The following is a 20,302-nucleotide window of genomic DNA, read 5'->3' on the forward strand; positions in this document are numbered from 1 at the left end:
CCGCCTTCAGGACAGCGCGGCGATACGAGCCGGCAGCTCGGCCAGGGTACGGATGATATGCACGTTGGCCGGCAACTCGGCATCGTGATCGCTGTGCCACAAGGCAAATACTTGCATGCCCGCTGCCAGACCGGCCTGAACACCGGGCAAACTGTCTTCGACCACGACGCAACGGTCCGGTGGCACCCCCATCGTTTCGGCAGCATGCAGGAATAAACCCGGTTCGGGTTTCCAGCTCTGGACATCGTAGGCACTGAAGATACGCCCCTCGAAATAGGGCAACAGATTGGTGACCTTGAGGCAGAGTTCGATTTTTTCGCGCGGTGCGTTGGAGGCCAGACAAAACGGTACCGACAATTCCTGCACCATGTCCAGCGCACCGGGGATCGGTTGCAGATGTTCGCGCAACAGTTGCGCCATCACCGCCCGTAATTCAACCACAAAGGTGTCCGGTACCGGCGCCCCGCGCAAGCGCTCGACTTCGGCTACGCACTCACCCATGCCGACCCCTTTGAAACTGGCCAGCGCCTGCGCCGCCGACATCGTCACGCCGTGGACCGCCGTGTATTGCGCCCATGCCTGGGCAGTGACGATTTCACTATCGACCAGCGTGCCGTCACAATCGAACAGCACCAGATCAACTGCGGGCCCGGCTGCCGTCATGTCAAAGCTCGCCGTAAGAATGCAAACCGGACAGGAACATGTTGACGCCGAGGAACGCGAACGTCGTCACCAGCAAGCCGACCAGTGCCCACCATGCCGCCACTTGTCCGCGCAGGCCCTTCATCAGCCGCATATGCAACCACGCAGCGTAATTGAGCCAGACGATCAGCGCCCAGGTTTCTTTCGGATCCCAGGACCAGTAGCCGCCCCATGCTTCGGCCGCCCACAGGGCGCCCAGAATGGTAGCAATCGTGAAGAAGGCGAAGCCGACCGCGATGGCTTTGTACATGACGTCGTCCAGTACTTCCAGCGCCGGCAGACGATCGACCAGATAACCTTTGGATTTGAGCAGATACGCCACCGCGACCATGGCCGCCAGGGCAAAAGTGCCGTAGCCGATGAAGTTGGCCGGTACGTGAATCTTCATCCACCAGCTTTGCAAGGCCGGCACCAGCGGCTGGATCTCGGCCGCATCGCGCGACACGGTGTACCACAGCAGGAAACCGACCGCCGCAGAAATCACCAGCAGCACGAACGCGCCCAACTGACGGGTACCGTAATGTTGCTCATAGTAAAGATAGAACAATGCGGTGATCATGCAAAACAGGATGAATACTTCATACAGATTGGAAATCGGAATGTGACCGATATCAGCGCCAATCAGGTAGGACTCATACCAGCGCACCAGCATGCCGGTGAAACCAAGAATCACGGCCGCCCAGCACAGCTTGGAACCGATCGCGCCGCCTGTTTCGGAGCGTGCAATCAGGCCGCCCCAGTAAAACAGTGTCGACAGGAAAAACAGCGCGCTCATCCACAAGATTGCCGATTGGCTGGAGAGAATGTATTTCAGAAAGAATTTCTTCTCGGCCATGTCGAGCGAACCGCCATACAGCGCGATGGCCGACAGCGACAAGACTGCCAGCACCACCATCAGCCAGCGTATCGATTTCCAGTTCCAGCCCAGCCAGGCAAAGGTCGGCGCCGCCAGCAGCAGCACGCCCTTTTCGTAATAATCCATATGCGCGCCATAGCGATTCAGCGCAAACAGAGAGGCCGCCACCAACGCCAGGGCATACAGCCAGTCAAGCACGCTCAGGCGCTTGAAAAATCCCGGCTCCTGTTGATAGGTTTGAGTCAGTTCCATCGTGTTCTCCAATTCCCTTCCTGCACGCTATCCTACATGCCTCCATGACCGGATATATACGTACAGGAAAATAGTCGCTACGGCATGCCGCCATAATCGTTCATATGCGGCGCAAGCTTACGCCGATTGCGTCAGTTTCGCTTTGAGCGTCTCAAATTCTTTTTCGAAATCCAGCGTCTTGCGTTGCGAACTCATTGCCATTAATGCATGTGATCCGCCATCGTCTTGCGGCCGGATCCAGATCCACAGACGACGTTCGCGAATATACAGCATCGAGAACACGCCGAGCACCAGAAACAGGCAACCCAGATACACGACTTTTTTACCCGGCGAACGTGTCACCTGAAAAACCGACGCCTTGATTTCGTCGAATCCGGTCAATTGCAGATAAACCGGCGCATGGTAGAAGCCGGCATCGGCCAGGGCATTGGTCGACAATTGCAGGAAACGGGCATGCTTCTCGTCGCTCGGCACATCCTTCAGACCGGCCTGTTCGCGCGCCGCCTGCCACAACTCCCACATGCCGCCGTTGAGAATCTTCATGAAAATGTCAGCGGCCTTTTCCTGTTCTGCGGCCGGTACATTTTCCAGGAAGCGCGATACCGCGATGTAACCGAATTCCTTGTCGTTGCCGGCAAAGATCGTCAATCCGCGCAGCGCCGATTGCTGCAATTGCATGCGCAACTGTTCCGGCACATCGTTGCCGGTCATTGCATGTTTCGCATAACGTTGCGCTGCCAGTTCGCGCATGGCCGGATTCACCAGTGCCGCGCGCAAACGCATCCATTCGACCACGCTGTCTTCGTCATCTGCGGGAATGCGCAAATAACGGAACGGCTCGGCCGGGGTATCGCGCATCCCGGCCAGGAACACATAGGCACCATCGACTTGCACCGGTTGCATGTAATTCAGATATTCACGCGCCTGCCCGGTCTTGTCGCGCAGCTTGTATTGCACGCTGGGACCGACGTTTTTCAAATCCTTGCTGTTGGCGTTCTTGGCGCCGGAGCCGAGATGCTTGTCGAGACTGGAAGAAAACTTGCTGTTGAGGCTCTTGTTCTGGGCCACCGAGCGGGCATCATTGTTATTGCTCATGTTTTCGACGTTGAACGGCCGGAAACCCGACCACTCCACCGTGTATTCATTGTCGCCGACAGTCGTCAGCGGTGTCGTGCCATTCACTTCACCGGCGATTTCAAATACCTTGTCCTGACCGCCGGTCATCGAGTGCCCGGTCAGCCGCAGTTTGCTGCCGCCGTCTTCGAAGCTCGACTGATACACCGCCACACCGTTGAATATCAGCGGTTCGTTGACCTTGATCGTGGCCGGGAATTCCTTGCCGGTGACATGATCGCGCACGACCACATCGCTCGCGAACAGCTTCGGCATGCCGGTCGAGTAGTAATCGATGACAAAACGCTTGAGCTGGATCGTGAATGGCAGATCCTGAATCATCACTCCGCTTTGTTGCGGAATGATTGCCGTACTGCTGCTGGCACCTTCAGGAATCAATGTATTGCCGCGGAAGGTCGGATTGCCCAGACCCAGGCGGTGCTTTTCCGGAATTTCGGAAATGATGCCGTTACCCGAAAACGGTACCTTGCCGTAAAACCATTGCTGGAAACGAATCGGCAAATCAGAGTCGAGCAAACCGCCGAGACAGATGATCACGATCGCGGCGTGGGCGAAGATATAACCCCATTTGTTGCCTGCGCCCTGCTTGGCGGCGATCAGCGTTGCATTGTCCTTTTCGACAACCTTGACCTTGTAGCCCTTGCTGACAATCCGCGGAATCAATTGTCTGGCCAGATCCCCGACCGCAAGGGGTGCTGTCCATTCGAGCTTGTGGTGGAAGTTGCGCAGCGACTGTTCGCGCACATTTTCACGCCAGCTCTTGACATCCTTGAGCATCTTGGGACCGTTGCGGGAAATGCACAGCGAGGTGGACAACACCAGAAACGCCATGATCAGCAGGAACCACCAGGCCGAATACAGGGCATACAAACCCAGCTTGGCAAAGACTTCAAACCAGAACGGGCCGAATTGATTTACATAGTTCGGCATCGGCTCGTTTTGCTTGAGCACGGTGCCGATGATCGATGCAATCGCAATCAGCGTCAGCAGGCTGATCGCAAAACGCATCGAGGAAAACAACTCAACCGCCTCGGCAACCCAGCGTTGCTTGGTCTTCAGTTGAATGCCTGCGGTGTTGTCCGTCATATACCTGTCTCTAAAAAATACTGGCCTGCCCAATCCGGAAACCGGCATGGTGCAGTTGCGCCATCTCGGAAATCCATCCGGCTGCTACATGGATCGTCAAACCTGTGATTGCGTTCGCTTTCGTAAAAAAAAAGGGGCGGCTTTTAGCCACCCCCTCCTACCATTCTTTGTTTTTTACTTCAGACCGGCGATGTAGTCTGCAACAGCTTTGATTTCCTTATCCGACAGACGCTCTGCAATCGTCGTCATCTGCGGGCTGTTGGTACGAGCCCCGCTGCGGAAGTTGGTCAGCTCGGCGGCCGTGTAATCCTGATGCTGTCCTGCCAGACGCGGGTACTGCGCAGGAATGCCGGCACCGTTCGGGCTGTGGCAGCCGGCGCAGGCCGGAACATTCTTCGAAGCGATACCGCCGCGGTAGATATGCTTGCCCAATTCCAGTGTGTCCTTGTTCTTGGCAGCGCCCGGCTTCGGTGCCTGTGCGCTCAGATAGGCGGCGAGATTCTTCAGATCTTCGTCGGACAAGGCCTTGGCCAGTGGCGACATGATCGGATTATTGCGATCGGCAGTTCTGAAATTGGTCAGTTCCTTGACCAGGTAGGCAGCGTGCTGGCCGGCCAGTTTCGGATTGGCGGAAATGGTCGAATTGCCTGCAGCACCGTGGCAGGAGACGCATGCCGTGATATTGCGGGTGGCATCGCCGTTGGTGTAGAGCGCCTCGCCCTTGGCCGGATCGGCCTTGACGGCAACGGCCGCCTTTTCGTCAGCCGCATGTGCCAGCGCAGAAACTGCCAGCAATGCAACAAATATGGATTTTAATAATGGAGAAAAGGCACGGTTCATTCAAACACCCTGAGACTTTGATTTTAAGATTCTGCCCTGTTGGCGGCGGCTTCGCGTTGTTTTTGACTGCCCTTCCCCTGCCATTTATGGCTAACTGCGAAAAAGTGCTCCCCAGACTCAACGCAACAAGAGATAACCCCTTATTGTACAATAGCTTTTCGGCATTTTCGCCCCCTCCTACTGCATTTTCTGCTCAAACTATGTCCCAACTTTGGCAAGCCCGCTTCTTTACCACGGTCAACCATCTCCGTGATTTGCCAAATACGCACGTCCCCGAGATCGCCTTCGCCGGCCGCTCGAACGCCGGCAAATCCACGGCCATTAACGTGTTGTGCAATCAAAAAAAACTGGCCTTCGCCTCCAAAACACCGGGCCGGACGCAGCATATCAATTACTTTTCGATTGGTGGTGCCCATGTCGGGCAACATCGCAAAGATGAGACAAAAGTCGACGAAATCCGCGCATTATTGGTCGATTTGCCGGGATATGGCTACGCCGAAGTGTCCGGTTCGGCCAAATTGCACTGGCAGGAATTGCTCGGCGACTATGTCCGCCGCCGCGAACAATTGGCCGCATTGGTCATGATTATCGACTCGCGCCGTCCGTTTACCGAACTCGATCTGCAAATGGTGGAGTGGTTTGCACCGACCGGCAAGCCGATGCATTGCATTTTGAGCAAGGCCGACAAACTCAACCGCAATGATGCCGCCAACGCCCTGCGTCAGGCCCGCACCGTGTTGTCCAGCTATGTCGATGCCGAAGGCAAGCCGTTTCCGTTCACGGCGCAGCTTTTTTCTGCCTTGAAGCGGACCGGGCTGGAAGAAGCGAATGACCGCATTCTGGAATTGGCCGGACTGAACGCGCCGGAACCGGATGCCTCAGAAGAAACCGGAGCCGCCGCCGACAGCGACACGCCGCCAGACAACGCCCAAAGCGACGAGCAGAAATAAAAATGCCCTGAAGATGACCAGCATCTTCAGGGCAAACGCTGATTGTTTGCACGATCAGCCCCGCTCAGGGAGGGAAGGGGAAGCGGGAGGCAACATAAATTGCCTAAGCGTCAGAACCCTGCCCTGCAAAAAAGTTTCCCCTCGCAGGAAAAAATTTGTTTATCGACAATTAATCAGTTTTTCATTGAATTCTGTTAGAAAAATTAGCGAGAAATCTACATGACTTACGCATCGACATCCGCCCGATATCCAGCCATCCGCATGCGCCGCATGCGCAAGGACGCGTTCTCGCGCGCCCTGATGCAGGAAAACGTGATCACTGCTTCAGATCTGATCTACCCGGTATTCATCCAGGAAGGCCAGAATCAGCGCACTGCCGTCGGCTCACTGCCCGGCGTCGAGCGCTTGTCGGTCGACTTGTTGCTGCCGGTGGCAGAAGAATGCGTGGCATTGGGCATTCCGGTACTGGCGCTGTTTCCCGTCATCGACCCGTCGCTGAAAACACCGGATGGCATCGAAGCCATCAATCCGGACGGTTTGATTCCGCGCGCCGTCAGCGAACTGAAAAAGCACTTTCCGGAATTGGGTATCCTGACCGACGTCGCACTCGATCCGTACACCAGCCACGGCCAGGACGGCGTCATGAATGCCGACGGTTATGTATTGAATGATGAAACCACCGCATTATTGGTGCAGCAGGCGCTCACACAAGCGCAGGCCGGCGTCGACATCGTCGCCCCCTCGGACATGATGGATGGCCGCATCGGTGCCGTCCGCAATGCACTTGAAGCACAGCAATTCATTCATACCCGCATCATGGCGTACTCGGCCAAATATGCATCCGCCTTTTACGGTCCGTTCCGCGACGCGGTCGGCTCTGCCGCCAATCTCGGCAAGGGCAGCAAAAGCACGTATCAGATGGATCCGGCCAACAGCGATGAAGCGTTGCGTGAAGTGGCACTGGATCTCGAAGAAGGTGCCGACATGGTGATGGTCAAACCCGGCATGCCCTATCTGGATATCGTGCGTCGCGTAAAAGATGAATTCAAGGTGCCGACGTTTGCCTATCAGGTCAGCGGCGAATACGCCATGATCAAGGCAGCGGCACAGAACGGCTGGCTCGATCACGACAAGAGCATGATGGAAGCCATGCTGGCATTCAAGCGCGCCGGCGCCGACGGCGTGCTGACTTATTTCGCGCGCGACATTGCCCGCCTGCTGAAAAAAGCCTGATCGCCGCCGATCACTCTGCAGTCCTTCGCCCTACCCACGATGCCGGAAAACAGTTCACCTGTTTTCCGGCATCGTCATTTCTGCTCATCAACAATCCTTACCCTCACTCATTGGCCGCCTGCCGCCCGGCATATCTGAAAACCGGATATGCAATCTCCATCTTGGTATTTTTATAAAGCGGCAACTCTCTTTATAGTCGGCACATACGGAGTCGGCACAGACTCCGGTTCTGTTGGCACGGCGCCTGAACGGCGCCCTTCCTTATGGATGACCGTACAACGGCATACAAGCCAAATATCATCAGGGAGTCGGGAATGAAATTGCATCATCTCATCAAGGGATCCATTGTGGCCGCTATCGCCGCACTGGGATTTTCCAGCATCAGCGCCGCCCACGCCGAAGATGTACCAGCCGAAGTCCGGCTGGCATGGGCCGGCGGACCGCGGGTCTGGATTCTCGGCAAAATCGACAAGTCATTCGACAAATCCGTCGGCACCAATGTGCGCTGGATTCCGTTTGCCACCGGCGCCGATGTATTGTCGTTGTTTGCCGCCAAGGAAATCGATATCGCGCGCTTCGGCTCCAGCCCTGCAGTCGCAGGCATTGCCCGCAAACTGCCGATCGAAATCATCGGCATACCGGAAGTGATCGCCACCAGCGAACGCCTGATCGGCCGCAAGAGCAAGAACATCAACAGCATCAAGGATATCGAAGGCAAGACGGTCGCCTATCCGCCCAACTCCACTGCCCAATATGCATTGGAACTGGCCATCAAGGTCAATCGCCTCGACAAGTCGAAGATCAAACTGGTGCCACTCAAACCAGCCGATCAAGTGGCGGCATGGAAGCGCGGCGACATTGATGCGGCCTATGTCTGGGGACCATTCACGCAACAATTCGAAGCTGACGGCGGTCACGAAATCTTCGTCACCAAGCAACTGCAAAAAGACGGCTATCTGATCTATAACAACTTCGTGGTGCGTAAAGAATTTGCAGAAAAATATCCGCAATTGCTGGTCAAGTTCCTGCGGACTTATCAGGAAAAAGTGGATCAGTACAAGAAAGATCCTGACGGTTCGGCACAACTGATCGCCAAGCATCTGGACATTCCTTTTGAAAGTGCGCGCAGCGTATTGACCGGTCTTGAATATCCTTCCAGCGCCGAACAATTGTCTCCGGCATTTCTCGGCAACGGCGCCACCACGGCAACGTCCGGTATCGCCAAAGCGGCCAAGGATACGGCCAACTTCCTGGTAGAAATTGGTGACCTGCGCAAGAGTGACGTGCCCGAATCATTTGCACCGGCAATCAACACCACGTACTTAAAGCAATCGACCGCCAAGTAGTACGGCATCAAGTATCGAGAACAGCATGCATGCATTACAACGCGCTGCAATCAGTACCGGCGCGGTGGCGCTGGTACTCGGCGTCTGGCAGTTATCCGGCAGTCTGCATTGGATCGATCCTTTGCTGCTGCCGCCCCCGACCGAAATCCTGCACAGTACCGCTGAAATCATCGAAGGCGGTTACCGTCAGGTGCCCTTGTCGCATCACATCCTGATCAGTGTGCTGCGCGCATCACTGGCCTTTATCGCCGCCATCATCATCGGTATTCCGCTGGGGCTGGCAATGGGATTATCTCCGGTGACCAGCGCCATCCTTGATCCGTTTGTCCAGTTCCTGCGTCCGCTGCCAAAGATCGCCCTGATTCCGCTGACGGTGGTCTGGTTCGGCATCGATGAAGGATCAAAGTTTTTCCTGATTTTCATTTCCTGTTTTCTGAGCGTCACCGTCAGTGCGGCAGCGGCCGTGGCCGGCGTCAGCAAAAATCGTCTGCGCGCAGCGCAATCGCTGGGTGCCAACCGGCGTCAATTATTTACGCGGGTGGTATTGCCGAATGCGTTGCCGGAAATCTTCACCGGCGTACGGCTGTCCATCGGTATCGGCTGGACCTCGCTGATTGCCGCCGAGATGGTGGCGGCCACTTCCGGCCTCGGCTGGATGGTCATCAATGCCGGCACCTATCTGCGCACGGATGTCGTCATGCTCGGCATTTTGTTGTTGGGCGGGATCGGTTATCTGTTCGATTATTTGCTGGTGCTGCTGCAGCGCTCTTTCATCCCTTGGGCAGGACGCGAATCATGAACCAACCCGTCATTTCTCCTTCACGCATTGAACTGATTGGCGTGAACAAGACATTTCCCGGCAATCGCAACGACACCACGACACCGGTGCTGGACAACATTTCCCTGCGCATGGACGAAGGCGAATTCGTGTGCCTGCTCGGGCCATCGGGTTGCGGCAAATCGACCATCCTCAATCTGATTGCCGGTTTCGAACATGCAGACAGCGGTCAGATTCTGCTGGATGGAAAAAAGATCAGCCGGCCGGGTCCCGAGCGCGGCGTGGTGTTTCAACAACCGACGTTGTTTCCATGGCTCTCGGTGCTCGACAACGTCACCTTCGGCCCGCGCATGGCGGGCGCCAAAACGGCCAGCTATCTGCCGGATGCAGAACGCTATCTGCGACTGGTCGGGCTGCAGGATTTCCAGCATCACATGCCATGGCAATTGTCAGGCGGCATGCGACAACGGGTGGCACTGGCACGCGCATGGTTGCCGAATCCCGAAATCCTGCTGATGGATGAGCCGTTCGGTGCACTCGACGCACAAACCCGTCTGATGATGCAAGAGTTACTGACACGCCTGTGGCAAACCACCGGCACCACCATTCTGTTCATTACGCACGATGTCGACGAAGCCTTGTTTCTGGCAGACCGGGTATTGGTCATGGCGGCACGTCCGGGACAAATCCGCGCCGAATTCAAGTCACCGTTCACACGGCCGCGCGACGTCGAAGAGCTGGTCGCCGATCCTGCCTATGGCGTCCTGAAACAAAAGATCCTGCACATCGTGCGCGAAGAGGCCCACAAGAGCATGACGGCGGACGCATTCTGAGAGATGGCATGCAACCCCTGATCGGCATTCTCGGTGGCATGGGCCCGTTGGCGGCGGTGGATTTCACGCGCAAGATTCTGGATGAAACCATCACCGCACGCGAACAGGAACACGTCCCGGTCTTGCTTTGGAATGTACCCCAGATACCGGATCGTCAGGTCGCCCTGTCCGGCATCGGTGAGTCACCGTTGCCGGCCATGCTGCAAGGGATTGCCGTACTCAATGCAGCCGGTGCCACGCGCATTGCGATTCCTTGCAATACCGCGCATTACTGGTTCAATGAACTGGCAGCTGCCAGTGCTGCACCGCTGTTTCATATCGTCGATGCCACCCTGGCGCTGATTGGCGACAATCCCGGCACTATCGGCATACTGGCGACGCGCGGTGCGTTCCAGGCCGGCATTTATCAGGAACGCCTGGCGGCGCTGAATCTGACCTGTGTCATCAACACCGAACAGGAGCTGGATCAGTTATTCATGCCCGGTTGTTATGCCATCAAGAATGGTCAGCTGGATCGCGGCGGCGACTTGCTGCAACAAGCGGCGGAACAGTTGATGGTCCGTGGCGCCGACACCTTGTTGCTGGCGTGTACTGAAGTGGGGCTGGGACTGGAACACGTGCGTTCCGACTTGCTGCCGCGCGCGATCGACACCAATCGCGCACTGGCCAAAACCTGCGTGCAATACTGGCGGTCACATCCCGCTCATCCGCAGCCATAAAAAAACGGCGCATTCCGGTATCAACCGCAATACGCCGCCAAGAACTTCAAACCGTTTTACTCAATCATTCATTTCCACAACGCGCACTTGGATTCAGCCTTGGTCATATAGGCTTGTTCGCCGGGAATGGTCTGCACCAGCTTGTAGTAATCCCATGGACGCTTGGATTCAGATGGCTTTTTCACTTCCATCAAATACATGTCATGCACCATGCGGCCGTCAGGACGCACTACACCGTTCTGGGTGAAGAAATCATTGATGCGTGTCTTGCGCAGGTACGCCATGATTTTGTCCGGATCGGTATTGCCGACTGCCTTGACCGCATTCAGATATTGCGTGGCGGCCGAAGCATCACCTGCCTGGAACATCGATGGCATCTTCTTCATCTTCATGAAGTAACGATTGGCCCAGGCACGCGACTTGTCGTTCAGATCCCAGTACCAGCCATCCGTCAGGTACATGCCTTGTGTCAGTTGTAAACCGAGTGAGTGAGTATCATTGATGAAGATCAGCAAACCCGCCAGCTTCATCGTCTTGTTCACGCCGAATTCATTGGCTGCCTTGATGGCATTGATGACGTCGCCGCCGGCAACAGCCAGACCCAGAATCTGCGCCTTGGATGCTTGTGCCTGCAACAGGAACGAGGAGAAGTCGGACGTTGCCAGCGGCACGCGAACCTGACCAACCACATTACCGCCGCTCGACTTGATCACTTCGGAGGTGTCTTTTTCCAGTGATGTGCCAAACGCATAATCGGCAGTCAGGAAGTACCACGACTTGCCGCCTTGCCTGGTGATCGCCGCACCGGTGCCGCGTGCCAGCGCCGTGGTGTCATATGCGTACTGAATGGTGTAGGCATTGCACTCTTCATTGGTTTGACGGGTAGTGCCGGCACCCACCGAAATGAAAACCTTTTTCTTTTCACCGGCCACTTTGCCCATGGCCAGGCTGGCTGCCGAATTGACGCCGCCGATCAGCATGTCGACGCCGTCGCGGTCAAACCATTCGCGCGCCTTGTTGGCGGCGATGTCAGCCTTGTTCTGATGGTCGGCGACGACCAGTTCGATCTTCTTGCCATTGATGCTGCCACCGGCATCAGCGATTGCCATCTTGATCGCTTCTACACCGCCCTGACCGTCGAAGTCGGCATACGTGCCGGACATGTCGGTGATGAAACCGATCTTGATGACATCACCAGACGCAGCGGCATTGCCCGACATACCGAAGGCCGCGCACAGCGAAGCGGACAGCACAGCCAGTTTCAACATTTTCTTCAAAATCATCTCCTCATTTTTTTGACATTGCCCTGTCATGACGACAGGGCAGATTCTTGCATTGGATTGCTATCGCTTATGCGCTGATTGCCGCGCGGGTCTGCTCGGTATCAACCAGCCGCAGAATACCAAGCGGATTGGCATTTTGCAGTGCCTGCGGCAATAATGCATCCGGATAATTCTGGTAGCAGATCGGACGCAGGAAACGCTCAATCGCCAGCGTCCCCACCGAAGTGCCGCGGGCATCGGAAGTCGCAGGATACGGACCGCCATGCACCATGGCATCGCATACTTCGACGCCGGTCGGATAACCATTGACCAGCAAGCGTCCGGCTTTCTGCTCCAGCAAGGCGATCAAATCCTGGTGCGCATGCAGATCATCCGGTTGCGCCTGCAATGTCGCCGTCAGTTGACCATGCATGTTGCGTGCGAAATCCAACAACTGGTCGCGGCTGTCGAGTTCCACCACGACTGTGGCCGGACCGAACACTTCATCTTCCAGCGGCGAGTCCTTGCCGAACAACACCGAGGCGTCGGCCTTGAACAAATGCGGTACGGCTTGCGTCGCGCTCTCGCCGCCTGCGGCCAGCACTTCGACGCCGGCGATTTGACGCAGGCGCTGTACACCTGAAGAGTAACTGTCCAGACCACCGCGGTTCAGCATGGTTTGCGGCGCCTGAGTTGCCATCGCCGCCTGCAATTGCGCCACGAACTGCGTGAACGCAGGTGAACGCACGCCGAGTACCAGACCAGGGTTGGTACACAATTGGCCGCAACCGACCACGACCGAACCGATCAATTCCCTGGCAATCTGCTCACCCCGTTGTTCCAGTGCCTGCGGCAACAGAATGATGGGGTTGATGCTGGACATCTCGGCGAACACCGGGATTGGTTGCGGACGTGCCGCTGCCATATCGCACAGGGCGCGGCCACCAGGCAGGGAACCGGTAAAACCGACCGCCTGAATGCCGGGCGCTTTAACCAATTGACCGCCAACGCTGCCGTAGACCATATTGAACACGCCAGCCGGCACGCCGCTGCGCTTGACCGCACGCGCAATCGCGTCTGCCACGCGTTCCGATGTCACCAGGTGACCCGAGTGAGCCTTGAATACTACCGGGCATCCTGCTGCCAACGCGGCCGCAGTATCGCCACCCGCCACCGAAAATGCCAGTGGGAAGTTGCTGGCACCGAAGACCGCGACCGGACCCACGCCGATCTTGTATTGACGGATATCCGGACGCGGCAGCGGTTGCCGTGCCGGCAGCGCGGTATCAATGCGGGCGCCATAAAAATCGCCGCGACGCAAGACCTTGGCGAACAGGCGCATCTGGTTGCTGGTACGACCGCGTTCACCTTGCAGGCGCGCTGCCGGCAGCGCGGTTTCACGCGAGACTTCGGCGATGAAATCATCACCCAATGCATCGATTTCATCAGCGATGGCATCCAGAAATTGCGCCCGCACTTCAGCTGACAATGCACGATATGCAGGATAAGCTTGTACCGCAGCATCTACTGCCGCATTGACTTCCTGCTCAGTGGCTTGCACAAAAGCGACCGGATAAACATCGCCGCCGGCAGCAGCAAGACTTGGTAATGTGACGTTGCCCTGACCGCTGCGCTGACCGCCGATATAGTTATGACCGAGAATGGTTGTAGCCAATTAAAACTCCTTGATTGCCTGAAATGACACTGAATTACATGGACTCGCTGAGCATGCGCGCATAGTCTGCTTCGGAAGCGACGCGCGGATTGGTTTTGTGGCTGTGGTCGGCCAGTGCGCCCTGAATGATCTTGGGGAACATGTCTTCGGTCACGCCCAGTTCTTTCAAACCGGCAGGCAAACCGAGACGCTGATTGAGCGCCTTGATGGCCGGTCCGATTTCCGCTGCATCTTTCAAACCCATCGCTTGCGCAATGCGTTCCAGTTTCTTTTCCTTGATGACGGAATCGGAATCCTTGTTGAAGGCAATGATCGACGGCAGGAAAATGGCATTCAGGGTGCCATGATGCAAACGCGGATTGATGCCGCCGAGCGAGTGGCTCAGGCTGTGCACACAGCCCAGGCCCTTTTGGAATGCCATCGCACCCTGCATCGATGCGCTCATCATGTTGAGACGCGCTTCGCGGTCATGCGGCTCTTTGGTCGCACGTTCGATATGCGCCCACGCACGCCACAGACCATCCAGCGCAATCCCGTCTGCCGGCGGATTGAACGCTGGCGCCATGAAGGTTTCGAGGCAATGGGCAATCGCATCCATGCCGGTGGCCGCCGTCATCATGGCCGGCAGATTCAGTGTCAGCTCCGGATCGCAAATCGCCGACCGCGGCACCAGATAGGGCGACAACACACCGACCTTGCGACCGTCGTCAAGAATCAGGATGGCGCCGCGCCCGACTTCACTGCCGGTACCGGCAGTGGTGGGAATGGCGATCACCGGTGCAGTCGCTGCGGTGATCTTGGCCATGCCGCCTTCGATCACGGCGAAGCTCTTCAATGGACCTTCGTGGGTACCGCACACCGCCAGGCCCTTGGCGAGGTCGATCGAGGAACCGCCGCCGACGGCGATGATGCCGTCGAAACCGCCGTCACGATACAGTTGGACCGCAGCGCGTACTGCACCTTCGTTCGGGTTCGGCGGCGTCTGATCAAACACGCCGGCTTCAGCCGGGTTCTTCAGTTGTGCCAGCACCTTATCAATAATCCCGGCGGCCTTGATGCCGGCGTCGGTAACGATGAACGGACGGCGAATGCCGATGCGGTCGCATTCCTGCTGCAATAACGCCAGCGCGCCGAAGTCAAATTGAACCTGGGTAATATAGTTAATCAGTGCCATTGCACATAGCCTCAAAGTTATAGATATACTTGCATAGTCACCGTCGCAACATGCATCCAGACTTGTCTTTTCGTGGGATCACCCCAGACAGAACAAGCTTTTGAGGCAAAACTCTAAGCCAAAGCAGGTGCTTTGACTAATGAGAGCTTCTGATACAGCTATAACTTCATCTCATACCAAATGCTGCCTTCGCTCAGTTCCATCACCTCCCGCCTGCATCTCAAGCAATTGCGCCTGCTGATCGCCCTTGCCGACCACGGTTCGCTGCTGCGCGCGGCGGAACAGGTTGCATTGACGCAACCCGGTGCCAGCAAGGCTTTGCAGGAAATCGAGCTGACCTTGGGAGCGCAGCTGTTCGTACGCACCAATCGCGGCCTGGAACCGACCGACCTCGGCCATTGCGTCATCCGCTATGCGCGGCTGATCCACACCGATCTCGCGCATCTGCGCGAAGAAATGATAGGCATCATGCAAGGTCATGGCGGCCGGCTGGCACTGGGGGTCATCATGGGCGCCGTACCGTTGCTGACCGATGCCTTGTCGCGTCTGCTGGAGAAGCGCCCGGCCTTGTCGGTAGAGATTGTCGAAGACACCAGTGCACGCCTGTTGCATTTGCTCGACCAGGGTCGTCTGGATATGGCGATCTGCCGCACCAGCATCAGCCAGCGCCCTTACTTATATGACAGCGTCAATATTCACAACGAGCAACTGGCAGTGGTCGCCAACGTCAACCATCCGATGGCAGCACAACCGCAATTGCAACTGGCCGATCTGGCGGAGTCACGCTGGGTGGTGTATTCCGCCAACATGCCGATGCGACTGTCGCTGGAACGGGAATTTCATGAAGCCGATCTGCGCTTCCCCTTGCACTTGCTGGAAACCACCTCAGCCTTCACTACACTCTCCCTGCTGCAAAAAAATCCATTGTTCGTGGCATTGATGTCGGTGGACGTGGCCCAATTTTGCACCGGCTTTGGCATGACCTGCATCCTGCCGCTGCAATTGCAATCGCGCAGCGAGCCATATCAGCTCGTCACCCGCCGCGATACACCGTTGTCGCCCGTGGCACAGTTGTTCATCAAGGAATTCACCGAAGTGCCGCTGCCGGAGAGCGACGCGACAGAACAATGAACACTGTCGCCGAAGATTGAAAATCAATAGAAGAAAAACGCATATGGAGTTGAGAAATACGTCCTTAGTAATCAGATTTTCCGCTGCTAGAATCAATCGCCAATTCACAGTCAGGGAAAATGAACGTGTTTCAATCCAGTTTAGTCCGCAATTTGCTTGTCATCGCATCGCTCACATTTTCCGCCGCTGCGGCGCAAGCAGCCGACGCCCCGCTGCGCATCGGTGCCTCTCCCGGCCCCTTCAGCGACTTCTTGCAAGAGGCCGCCAAGATTGCCAACGCACAAGGCTTTCCGGTCAAGGTCATCGAATTCACCGAACCGACGCAGATCAATGAGGCGACACAAGCCGGCGACATCGATTTGAATAATTTCCAGCATGTGCCTTACATGCAAAAACAGAATGAATCGCGCGGCTACAAGATCGTGTCGATCAAACCCAGCTATGTCGCACCGGCCGGCATCTATTCTTCCAAACACAAATCGCTGACGTCATTCCCGAACGGCGCCAAGATCGGTATCCCCAACGATCCGGCCAACGAAGCACGGGCTTTGTTCCTGTTGCAAAAGGCTGGCCTGATCAAGTTGAAAGCCAATGCCAACACCAATGCCAGCGTCGCCGACATTGCCGAAAATCCGAAGAAGCTCAACATTGTGTTGCTCGACGAAGTGCAATTGCCGCGCGTACTGGTGGATATCGATGCCGGTGTCATCACGCTGAACAAGGGCGTACTGGCAGGACTCAATCCAAAAGATGCATTGCTGCTGGAAGATCAGACCTCGCAATGGGCCATCATCTGGGCGGCACGCGCCGACCGCAAGGATGATCCCCGGATTGCACGCTTCATCAAGATTTTCGAATCGGATCGCATCAAGCAATTCATCATTCAAAAATTCAATGGCACGGTGATTCCAGCCTGGTAATGGGCATCGCCTGAAGCACACATGACACCATCAAAAAGAGCTTGCGGATAATAATCGCAAGCTCTTTTTTTATTCCGCCGGATAACGTCGCGGTCGCAAGCCGGCCTGAAACCAGGTCACCATCGATACCGTGTCGTATACCGGAATGCCGAAGGCTTGCTGGATGTCCGCAGTGAACGGCGCCAGATTGGTACATTCGGAAACGATGGCGCCGATGTCGGGATTTTCGCGCAGCATGCGCGCCGCCAGATCCAGCACCTCCTGTCGCAATACCTGATACGGCACGGTATCGTCACCTTCCTTGATCGAGCGCACGAACTCGGAAGTTTGCGGCATGCCATACACCGGCGTATCGGCGGCAATGCCGACGGCTTCCAGATATTTCCCGCCCAATGCTTCGGCGTTGTATGTCAGTATGCCAACGCGCTGCTTCGATGGAATGATCCGCTGCACCAGCGGCACCTGCAACAGACTGCTGGTGGCCACCGGCACGCCAAGAAAATCCACCAGCTCTTGCTGATAGATCGACAGGAAACCACAGGTCGTGGTGATACCATCGACACCGGCTTCTACCAGCTCCAGCGCGGCTTTCTTGAACGGCTCCAGCAAACTGACGTTGTGCAGGTCGGTCATCTTGGCCGGCACGGCATCTTCGACGATGCGGTACTGCACCGGAAACGGCCAGGTACCGGCATGGCCGATGTCGCCGAGGTAGCGTCGGAAATGCGTCTTGACCATGAGGATGCCGATACTCACGCCGTAATACGTTTTCTTTGCCGCTGTCACATTCAATCCTTCAAAAGTCGTGGTCATTATTGCGCCGGATCCAGTAGGGAATCATCCAGATCGACTTCCAATATGCTGTTGAAGATATTGGTCGCGACCATGGTGCCGCCAAAACCGATCAGATTGACAATCGCCGTGTCGTCATAACGCTGTTTCAGACGCGCCCACAATGCTTCATCCAGTTGCATCGAACGACCGCCGATCTTGCTGCCGAGATCGATCAGCAATTGCTCTTCCTCGTTCGGCTGGAACTCTGCCGGCGCGACGTTTTCTGCGGCCAGTGCGCGCCGGAAATAAGTCGAACACAACAGGCAATCGGATGCCGACGAAATGGCATGCGCATAGATATTGAAGGCACGCTTTCCGAGCAGCTTGATCAGTTCTGCCTTGATCAGATACGAACCGTGATAGGCCAGATGGGCCGGCAGGGAATGCAAAATGGTCCCCTTCATATTGGTGACCGAACCTACTCTGGCGATTTCCTGATCGAATGCTTCGCGCCGTGCTTCATCGAGCGCTGCGCGCTCTACGAGATTGATTCTTGCCATGTGAATTTTTCCTTGCTTACCTTGATTTGCGTGAAGAGAATGGTGAATCAGTGAAAGAACCTGCCCGGACGGAAATCCGTCAGTTCCGGGCGTGATACACCATTGAGAATTTCATCGGCCACTGCCGCACCGATAAACGGTGCCAGCGTTACGCCACTGTGGGTGACCGCGGCATAGTAGCCGGAGGTATCAGGCAGCGCGCCGATGGCGGGAAACTGATCTGCCGGAATGGCGCGCACGCCGATACGCAGTGCTTCTGCCGGCACCCCGCGCAACACCGGCAGCACAATGGCGGCAGCCTGCAGCAGCGCCGCGACCTGAGGCCAGCGCGGATCGGGAATGGTATCGGCCGTGAGCGCCAGATCCAGATCATTGCGACAGATCAGCAAACGACCCGCACCATCGGGCCGAATGTGTACCTGCGGTGAAAAAATCACGCGCTGCACACTACTGGCAACCGGCGGCGTAAACAACATCAAACCGGCCGAGGGTGCCATTGGAATTTGCAGTGCTGGCGGAAAGGCTGCCTGATCGGCCCAGCGACCAGTGCAGTTGATGACGACGTCGGCATCAAGCGTGCCGCCATCAGCGGTAGTCACACCGGTCACCTGAGTGCCTTGGCGACGGATCGCGGTGACACCCAGATGCGGCAGAATGCGGGCGCCATGTTGGCGAGCCGCAGCCAGTAAAGCCTGACTGTAGACCACAGGGTCAACCCAACCGTCATCAGGAAAAAAAGCGACTGGAGCATCGCCAATGGCCCCGGTATCAATATCCGGTTCCAGTTCGCGTACCTGCGCGGCGTCAAGCCATTGCGCGGCATATCCGGATGATTGCAGCAGCGCCACTTTTTGACGGTAGCGCCCGGGGTCGGTGCTACCTTCCCATTCAATGGTGCCACCGCCGTGCCACCAGGGGGACTGTTCGAAACGGTTGCGCAGTTCCGCGTGCGCCCGCATGCCGGCGACGTTCAGTTCGTGGTACGCGCGCGGCGCCTTGTTATGTGAATTGACCCAGGCGAAACTGGCGCTGCTGGTACCGCCGCCGATACGACCGGCATCGATGACAGTGACCGCAGTCCCGGCGCGCGCCAGTTCATAGGCGATGGAAGCGCCGATGATGCCGGCGCCGATAACGATATACATGCTCAATGTCCAAAGCAGCGCCGGGATTGCCGGCGCCACATAAAAAAAGCCCCGTTCAGAACGAGGCCGATGCTGATGAAACGCCTGCCCTTACTTGTTAGGCTGTGGCGTCAGTCGCAAATACGGACGGGCTGCCTTGTAGCCTTTCGGATACTTTTGCTTGATGACTTCTTCATCCTTGACGGTCAGCGGAATGATCACGTCATCGCCATCTTTCCAGTTGCCCGGTGTCGCTACCGTGTAACCGTCGGTCAGTTGCAATGCATCCAGCACGCGCAGCACTTCATCAAAGTTGCGGCCGGTGCTCAGCGGATAAGTAATGATCAGACGAATCGTCTTTTTCGGATCGATGATGAACAAGGAACGCACCGTTGCCGTACCCGACTGATTCGGATGAATCATGTCATACAGATCGGCGACCTTCTTGTCAGTGTCGGCAACGATAGGGAAACCGACCACGGTGTTCTGGGTTTCTTCGATATCCTTGATCCATTGTTTGTGCGACTCCGCCGCATCCACCGACAGTGCCAATGCTTTCACATTGCGCTTGTCAAACTCGGGCTTCAGCTTGGCCGTCAATCCGAGTTCGGTGGTGCATACCGGCGTAAAGTCCGCAGGATGGGAAAACAACACTACCCAGGAATCCCCTGCCCACTCATGAAACTTGATCTTGCCCTGGGAAGAATCTTGCTCAAAATCGGGTGCTGTATCGCCTAGTCGCAGTGTCATATCAATCTCCATGTAACGAAAAATGCCAGTTTCTCACTATAGCCATGGTCGCGGGCCAGCCCAACAACTAATAACGAGTATCTAAATAACAGAATGCTATTTAGCCCGTGAACCCAAGACGCCGGGCTCTTGCAGGCAAACCCGCTGGCGGAAAAAAGAAAATACGCAACCCATCTTATATTTCCCAATAGAAACATTTAGAA

19 protein-coding genes are annotated in these 20,302 nt (G+C 56.4%); 8 read left to right on the forward strand and 11 right to left on the reverse strand.

Translation table 11 applies throughout. From position 1 onward, the window contains the following. Positions 1–6: 6 nt before the first annotated feature. The 4 genes from AKL27_RS04930 to AKL27_RS04945 all read right to left on the reverse strand — a co-directional run bounded on the left by AKL27_RS04930 (position 7) and on the right by AKL27_RS04945 (position 4,870). Positions 7–663, reverse strand: a complete 657-nt coding sequence (locus tag AKL27_RS04930; protein WP_050461666.1) for an HAD family hydrolase — start codon at positions 661–663, stop codon at positions 7–9. A gap of 1 nt (position 664) precedes the next feature. Continuing rightward, positions 665–1,810: a c-type cytochrome biogenesis protein CcsB gene (gene ccsB, locus AKL27_RS04935; RefSeq protein ID WP_050461667.1), complete on the reverse strand. Its 1,146-nt coding sequence runs from the start codon at positions 1,808–1,810 to the stop codon at positions 665–667. 117 nt (positions 1,811–1,927) lie between these two features. Beyond that, positions 1,928–4,030: a cytochrome c biogenesis protein ResB gene (locus AKL27_RS04940; protein WP_050461668.1), complete on the reverse strand. Its 2,103-nt coding sequence runs from the start codon at positions 4,028–4,030 to the stop codon at positions 1,928–1,930. 174 nt (positions 4,031–4,204) lie between these two features. Continuing rightward, entirely contained in the window at positions 4,205–4,870 is a 666-nt protein-coding gene (locus tag AKL27_RS04945; RefSeq protein WP_050461669.1) for a c-type cytochrome, read from the reverse strand. Positions 4,871–5,070: 200 nt separating this feature from the next. On the opposite strand from AKL27_RS04945, the gene yihA reads away from it, so the two are divergent. The 6 genes from yihA to cuyB all read left to right on the forward strand — a co-directional run bounded on the left by yihA (position 5,071) and on the right by cuyB (position 10,729). Then, positions 5,071–5,820, forward strand: coding sequence for a ribosome biogenesis GTP-binding protein YihA/YsxC (gene yihA / locus AKL27_RS04950; protein ID WP_050461670.1), 750 nt, complete (start codon positions 5,071–5,073; stop codon positions 5,818–5,820). Positions 5,821–6,039: 219 nt separating this feature from the next. After that, positions 6,040–7,053 carry a porphobilinogen synthase gene (gene hemB, locus AKL27_RS04955; RefSeq protein WP_050461671.1) on the forward strand — a complete coding sequence of 338 codons (1,014 nt, stop codon included), beginning with the start codon at positions 6,040–6,042 and terminating at the stop codon, positions 7,051–7,053. Positions 7,054–7,367: 314 nt separating this feature from the next. Beyond that, positions 7,368–8,399, forward strand: a complete 1,032-nt coding sequence (locus tag AKL27_RS04960; RefSeq protein WP_050461672.1) for a taurine ABC transporter substrate-binding protein — start codon at positions 7,368–7,370, stop codon at positions 8,397–8,399. Between the two features lie 25 nt (positions 8,400–8,424). Beyond that, a complete protein-coding gene (locus AKL27_RS04965; protein WP_050461673.1) occupies positions 8,425–9,198 on the forward strand; it encodes an ABC transporter permease in 774 nt (257 codons plus the stop codon). Further along, entirely contained in the window at positions 9,195–10,010 is an 816-nt protein-coding gene (locus tag AKL27_RS04970; RefSeq protein WP_050461674.1) for an ABC transporter ATP-binding protein, read from the forward strand. The genes AKL27_RS04965 and AKL27_RS04970 overlap by 4 nt, the downstream gene beginning before the upstream one ends. An 8-nt stretch (positions 10,011–10,018) precedes the next feature. After that, positions 10,019–10,729: a cysteate racemase gene (gene cuyB, locus AKL27_RS04975; RefSeq protein WP_050461675.1), complete on the forward strand. Its 711-nt coding sequence runs from the start codon at positions 10,019–10,021 to the stop codon at positions 10,727–10,729. A gap of 68 nt (positions 10,730–10,797) precedes the next feature. Here the strand turns inward: cuyB and AKL27_RS04980 are convergent, their stop codons facing one another. The 3 genes from AKL27_RS04980 to AKL27_RS04990 all read right to left on the reverse strand — a co-directional run bounded on the left by AKL27_RS04980 (position 10,798) and on the right by AKL27_RS04990 (position 14,840). Next, positions 10,798–11,997, reverse strand: a complete 1,200-nt coding sequence (locus AKL27_RS04980) for an ABC transporter substrate-binding protein (RefSeq protein ID WP_408609755.1) — start codon at positions 11,995–11,997, stop codon at positions 10,798–10,800. An 82-nt stretch (positions 11,998–12,079) separates the two neighbouring features. Next, positions 12,080–13,666 carry an aldehyde dehydrogenase (NADP(+)) gene (locus AKL27_RS04985; protein ID WP_050461677.1) on the reverse strand — a complete coding sequence of 529 codons (1,587 nt, stop codon included), beginning with the start codon at positions 13,664–13,666 and terminating at the stop codon, positions 12,080–12,082. A 34-nt stretch (positions 13,667–13,700) separates the two neighbouring features. Continuing rightward, positions 13,701–14,840 (reverse strand): iron-containing alcohol dehydrogenase, encoded by a 1,140-nt coding sequence (locus tag AKL27_RS04990; RefSeq protein ID WP_050461678.1) that lies wholly within the window; start codon positions 14,838–14,840, stop codon positions 13,701–13,703. A gap of 180 nt (positions 14,841–15,020) precedes the next feature. Between AKL27_RS04990 and AKL27_RS04995 the strand changes: the two genes are divergently transcribed. Both AKL27_RS04995 and AKL27_RS05000 read left to right on the forward strand, forming a co-directional pair. Then, positions 15,021–15,971, forward strand: a complete 951-nt coding sequence (locus tag AKL27_RS04995; protein ID WP_050461679.1) for a LysR family transcriptional regulator — start codon at positions 15,021–15,023, stop codon at positions 15,969–15,971. A gap of 119 nt (positions 15,972–16,090) precedes the next feature. After that, the gene (locus AKL27_RS05000) at positions 16,091–16,891 is read left to right on the forward strand and encodes a MetQ/NlpA family ABC transporter substrate-binding protein (RefSeq protein WP_050461680.1); all 801 of its coding nucleotides are present in this window, start codon (positions 16,091–16,093) and stop codon (positions 16,889–16,891) included. A 69-nt stretch (positions 16,892–16,960) separates the two neighbouring features. Here the strand turns inward: AKL27_RS05000 and AKL27_RS05005 are convergent, their stop codons facing one another. The 4 genes from AKL27_RS05005 to AKL27_RS05020 all read right to left on the reverse strand — a co-directional run bounded on the left by AKL27_RS05005 (position 16,961) and on the right by AKL27_RS05020 (position 20,099). Beyond that, entirely contained in the window at positions 16,961–17,704 is a 744-nt protein-coding gene (locus AKL27_RS05005; protein ID WP_050461681.1) for an aspartate/glutamate racemase family protein, read from the reverse strand. Next, the gene (locus AKL27_RS05010) at positions 17,704–18,225 is read right to left on the reverse strand and encodes a carboxymuconolactone decarboxylase family protein (protein ID WP_050461682.1); all 522 of its coding nucleotides are present in this window, start codon (positions 18,223–18,225) and stop codon (positions 17,704–17,706) included. The genes AKL27_RS05005 and AKL27_RS05010 overlap by 1 nt, the downstream gene beginning before the upstream one ends. Before the next feature lie 47 nt (positions 18,226–18,272). Then, on the reverse strand, positions 18,273–19,370 hold the full coding sequence (locus AKL27_RS05015; protein ID WP_050461683.1) for an NAD(P)/FAD-dependent oxidoreductase: 1,098 nt from the start codon (positions 19,368–19,370) through the stop codon (positions 18,273–18,275). Positions 19,371–19,460: 90 nt separating this feature from the next. Beyond that, positions 19,461–20,099, reverse strand: coding sequence for a peroxiredoxin (locus AKL27_RS05020; protein WP_050461731.1), 639 nt, complete (start codon positions 20,097–20,099; stop codon positions 19,461–19,463). Positions 20,100–20,302: the final 203 nt, after the last annotated feature.

The sequence above is a fragment of the Herbaspirillum autotrophicum genome, assembly GCF_001189915.1.
GTDB classification, from domain to species: domain Bacteria; phylum Pseudomonadota; class Gammaproteobacteria; order Burkholderiales; family Burkholderiaceae_D; genus Herbaspirillum; species Herbaspirillum autotrophicum.